Origin of the sequence: Actinokineospora sp. (assembly GCF_050699995.1) — a bacterium.
Classification (GTDB): Bacteria; Actinomycetota; Actinomycetes; order Mycobacteriales; family Pseudonocardiaceae; genus Actinokineospora.
The window spans coordinates 1-4590 of sequence record NZ_JBOHGC010000445.1 but is presented as its reverse complement, the minus strand read 5'-3'; the positions used below and the strand labels follow the sequence as shown (position 1 = coordinate 4590).

Annotated in this window: 3 protein-coding genes; all 3 read left to right on the top strand. The window is 70.7% G+C overall.

The features are described from left to right. The coding region (locus tag ACRDSQ_RS22260) for an ATP-grasp domain-containing protein (RefSeq protein WP_431423745.1) at window positions 1-1041 on the top strand (1041 nt) is incomplete at its 5' end. Beyond that, on the top strand, window positions 1038-2708 hold the full coding sequence (locus ACRDSQ_RS22255) for an IucA/IucC family protein (protein ID WP_431423744.1): 1671 nt from the start codon (window positions 1038-1040) through the stop codon (window positions 2706-2708). The genes ACRDSQ_RS22260 and ACRDSQ_RS22255, both read left to right, overlap by 4 nt. Window positions 2709-2710: 2 nt before the next feature. Continuing rightward, the gene (locus ACRDSQ_RS22250) at window positions 2711-4468 is read left to right on the top strand and encodes an IucA/IucC family protein (protein WP_431423743.1); all 1758 of its coding nucleotides are present in this window, start codon (window positions 2711-2713) and stop codon (window positions 4466-4468) included. Window positions 4469-4590 lie beyond the last annotated feature (122 nt).

The following is a 4590-nucleotide window of genomic DNA, read 5'->3' as shown; positions in this document are numbered from 1 at the left end:
GTGCAGGCCCTGGGGGCGCGCTTCGGTCGGCCGGCGGCGCTGCTGAGCAACAGCGACCACCTGCAGGCCGCGACCGCACAAGCCGCCGAGTTGCTCGGGCTGCCCGCCAAGCCGTGGGCGGCGGCGGTGCGCTGCAAGAACAAGGCCCTCACCCGGGCCGTCCTGGCCGACGCGGGGTTGGACGTCGTGCGGAGCGCACAGATCGACCCGATGCTGCCCCTGTCCGAACTGGACGGTCTGGCGCTGCCCTTTCCCGCTGTCGTCAAGCCGCGCGAGGGCGTCGCCAGCGAGGACGCGCTGCTGGTCGCCGACCTCGCCGACCTGGCCCGGCGGGTCACGGAGATTCGGACCCGCAGGCCGGAGGCGACGCTGGTCGTCGAGGAGTACCTCGCGGGTGACGTGCGCACCTACGAGACCCTCGGCGACGGAGAATCCCTGTACCACTTCGGTTCCTGGCGGACCAGCCTCGGCGCTCCGCCGCACTTCGCCGAGACCCGGATGGAGTGGGACCCGATGCTGCCGCCCGCCGTCGAGGCGCACCTGCGGGCCCAACTCGCCGCGCTTGGCGTCGGATTGGGCGCGTGTCACACGGAGTTCGTCATCGACGGCGACCGGGCACGGATCATCGAGGTCAACTACCGGCTCATCGGTGACACCATGGACCTGATCTGCGCCGAGCTGCTCGGCATCGACCTGTTCCCCCAGGTGATCCGGTTGCATCTGGGGGAGTCGCTGCCCGCCGAGCTGCCGGACCCGAAGGGATTGGCCCGGCACGCCAGGGTGGACTGGGTGACGGCGGACCGCGCGGGTGTCCTGGTCGCCGCTCCCGCCTCCGGCGAGTGCACCGTCGGCGGGGTGCGGCTGGGGCATCGGCGGATGCGGGAGGTCGGTGTGGCGGCGGAGTGGCACGGGACGAACCGTGACTATCTGTCCGCGGTACACGCGATCGGACCAGATCAGTCCACAGTGGACAAAGCGGTCGAAGAGTTCCTCGCCGAACAGCGCTGGGTGATCGAACCCGCGGCCCGGGTGTCGGCGTGAGCGCCGAGTCGGACCTGCTCCGCCGCGTGGTGGACGCCCTGCTGCGCGAGAATCACCTGGGGCTGGCCTCGCGAGGTGAGCTGGGTGAGCCGCCGCGGGCCTACTGGTCTGGGCGGTGGTGGAGCGCGCCGCTGCCAAGGGGGCGGCGGGTGCACCTGCCGGTGGAACCGGACGGATTCCTTGCCGAGTACCGCCTTGCGCATCCGTCGGTCGTCGTGGCGGGGCAGGTGCTCGACACGCTCTCCGGCGTATTGGCCGCACTGGCGCCGACGGACGATCCAGAGGCTGAACAGGGCTGGGCGGACTTCGTCGAAGAGTGTGCGCAAACGCTTGCCGTCGTGCGGCTGCACGAGACCGCGCGCGGCGAGCTGTACGCCAGGATTCGGGCCGAGCCCAGCGCAGCCGGGTTTCGCCAGTTGCTGCACTACGAGTCGGTGGCCGCGCTGCGCGACCACCCCGTGCACCCGACCGGCCGTTGCCGCTGGGGCCTCGATGAGGCCGACCTCCGCCGCTACGCTCCGGAGTTCCTGCCGGATCTCAAGGTCGGCTGGAGGATTGTCCCCCGGGACTCGGTGCGGCTCTCGCCGACGCTGGCTGCCGGTCTCCCGGACTGGTGGCCCGAAGCGGTCGCCGGTCACATCGCGGTGCCGGTGCATCCGTTGACAGCCAACCTGGACGGATCGCTGCTCGCGACACCGACGTTGTCGACTCGCACGGTGGCGCTGGCCGATCTGCCCGGCGTTCACCTCAAGCTGCCGATGCCGACCGCGACGCTCGGCAAACGTAACCGCCGCACCATCAACCCGGGCACGCTGGCCGACGGCGACACCGTGCACCGGTTGCTGCAGGCGATCCTGGACCGCGAACCCGCGCTGCGCGAGCGGATCCTGCTCGCCGACGAGTCCGACTGGCTCGACAGCGCCGACGACCTGCTCGCCGCGCTGATCCGGCGCTATCCCGCCGACCTCGCGGGCGACACCCTCGCGCCCGTCGCCGCGTTGCTCGCCGAAGACCCGACGCACCCGGACGCGACACTGCTCGACACGTTCGCCGCCCAGCACGCGGGCGGCGACACCGACGCCTGGCTCGACGCCTACCTGACCCTGCTGCTCGACTGGCATGTCGCGCTCTGGGTCCGCTACGGCGTCGCCCTGGAGGCGCACCAGCAGAACATCACCGTCGCCATGGGCGTCGGCGATCCCTGGCTTCGCTTGGTCTACAAGGACGACGACGGCGCGCGGATCGACTGCGAACGCCTCTCCGGCGCGCTCGGCGTCTCCGTCACGCCGGATGCCTTCGCGGACAAGCGGATGTGCGTCACCGGCGACGACGACCTCGCCGACATGTTCATCACGATCACCCTGCACCTGTGCGCGGGTGCGCTGATCGTCGAGCACGCGGGCACCGACCTGGCACGCCGGGCGAAGCTGTTCGCCTTGCTACGGGACAGGATCGAGCAGGCGCTGGTTCGCTGGACCGACTCGGCCGACGCCAGGTCCGTCGCGGCGGCCGAAGCCGTGCGCAGGCGGGTGCTGGAGGCGGAACACTTACCGGTCAAGGCGATGGTCACCGCCGGGACCCTGCTTCCCAAGCACCGCCTCGGCTGCACGGACATCAACAAGCACTACCGCCACGCCGGCCCGAACTATCTGCGCCCCAGGAGCTGATCTTGACCGCCTCGACCACCGCTGCGGCGGGTCTGAGCGTCGACACCGCTGATCTGCTGACCGCCCACACGATTCTCGGCTGCCTCGTCCGGGAAGTCGCCGGACCCGAACGGCGGACGGGCATCGTCGACCGCTTCCTCGTGGTGTACCTGCCACATACCGGTCACACCCTGCGGGCTCGGCTGCGCCGCGCGTCCACCGTCGCGGCGCACCGCTTCACCGGGCCCGTCCAGTCCAGACAGGACGAAGGCGGGTGGCGATCGTGTGACGCCGACGACCTGGCCGCGCTGATCGACGCCGAACTCACGCTGCGCACCGGTCACGGGAACGACGAGTTCGCCGTTCAGGTCGCGGCCAGCCGTGACGCGCTCGAGGACATCCTGCGCACCCGGCCGAAGTCCGCTGACCGGCCGGTGCCGGGATTCGCGGGTGCCTACCTCGACTCCGAACAGTCCCTGGTCGCAGGCCATCCCCGCCATCCGACGCCGAAGTCGCGTTCCGGCGGCTCCGAGCAGTGGCGCCGCTACGCCCCCGAGGCGCGGTCGGCCTTTCCCCTGCGTTGGCTGGCCGCACCCGCCGAACTCGTCCGTGACCACGCCATCGATGATCTGGGCTTCGACGGGCACGCGCGGACCGCGGACCTGTCTGTGCCGGAAGGATTCCGCGCGCTCGCGGTGCACCCGTGGCAGTTCGCCCTGATGTCCGCCGACGCCACCGCGGGACCGGTCCTGCGCGCGGCGATGGCCGCGGGAGCGCTGCGCGACCTCGGCGAGACGGGCCCCCGGTTCCATCCGACGGCCAGCGTTCGCACGCTCTATCAGCCCGAAGCCGACCTGTTTCTCAAGACCAGCCTCAATGTTCGGATCACCAACTGCTTGCGCAAGAACGCCGACTACGAACTCGCGGGCGCCGTCGAACTCACCCGGATACTGGCCGAACCGTGCGCCCGCGTGACGCGCGAACACCAGGGATTCGGATTCCTGCCCGAGCCCGCCGCCCGGACCGTCGCCCTGCCTGCCGCGTACGGCGATGAGCGGGGGCGGCACGCGCTGCTGGAGGGATTCGGCACCATCGTGCGCGGCGGACTGGGCGAGCACCTCGGTGGCCAGGTGCACCTCGCGGGCGCCCTCGCCGCCGAACACCGCGATCCGGCGGGAACCCGAACGCGCTTGGCCGATCTCGTCGGGACGGCGAATGGCGAAGCGTGGGCGCTGCGGTGGTGGCGCCGCTACACCACGTTGCTGGTTCCACCGGTGCTGAGCCTGTGGGCCGAACACGGGGTCGTGCTCGAACCGCACCCGCAGAACGTGCTGGTCGTGCTCGGCCCGGACAACCTGCCGGTGCGGGTGCTTGCCCGTGACCTCGAAGGCACCAAGCTCCTCGCCGACCGGCACGCCGACACCCTCGCCGCGCTGCCCTCCGACGTGGCCCGCGCGGTGGCCTACGACGACGAGCGCGCGTGGAACCGGATCGCCTACTGCCTGTTCGTCAACCACCTGACCGAGTTCGCGGGCGCCCTCGCCGATCTCGTGCACGAGTCGGCGCCGGGGATGTGCCGGTTCGAGGACCAGCTGTGGTCCGACCTCGGTGACACCGTGGCCGCCGTCAGCCGGACCCTGGGCCACCCGCCGCGGCTGCGGGCGCTGCTGTCCGGGGTTCCGCTGCCCGCCAAGACGAACCTGCTCGTCCGGTGGGAGCGCCAAGCCGACCGGCAGGCAGGCTATGTCCCCTTCCCCAACCCGATCGGCCGCCTTCTCTGAGCTTGAGTTTTAAGGTCTCAGAGCCCAGTGGGACCCCCGGTTGATCATGGATGAAGCCCTTGGTTGATCATTCCTTCTTGCGACAGAGGAAGATCACAACCAAGGGCTTCAGTTGATCAGTG